Consider the following 511-nt stretch of genomic DNA (forward strand, 5'->3'; position numbering starts at 1 on the left):
TGCCTCGATTTACACAAAAGGTGAGTTCTCACAAGCCAGTGGCCCATCCGTGAGTGGTGCGTTTGCAGAAGGTCTGACGCAAGGGTACATGACGATGGATGCGTTGGGCTCAATTGGCTTTGGTTGGATCATTTTCCGTGCCATCCGCAGCATGGGAGTGGACTGCCCGAGAGCAACGGCGAAATACACTCTAATTGCAGCCTTAATGTACGCTGTCGCGATGGCGTTTGTTTACATTTCGTTGTCTTACATCGGTTCCACTAGCTCTTATTTAGGTTCAGAGTTTAGCAATGGTGGCGATATTTTAACGGCGTTCACCTTCAACCACTTTGGTGCGTTTGGCTCGGTGTTGTTGGGTGCAGTCATGGTATTGGCCTGTTTAACCACAGCGATTGGCGTAACAACCGCAGGCAGCGAGTTCTATGACAACACCTTTAGCAAAGTGAACTACAAAAGCTGTGTCGTCATCACCATGGTACTGTCAGGCTTTATCGCCAACATCGGTTTAGAG

General features: G+C 49.1%; 1 protein-coding gene. It reads left to right on the forward strand.

Annotated features, from left to right (window positions below):
* The coding region (locus tag R7Z50_RS31245) for a branched-chain amino acid transport system II carrier protein (RefSeq protein ID WP_318150246.1) at positions 1 to 511 on the forward strand (511 nt) is incomplete at both ends.

Source organism: Vibrio sp. 1249-1, from assembly GCF_033340495.1.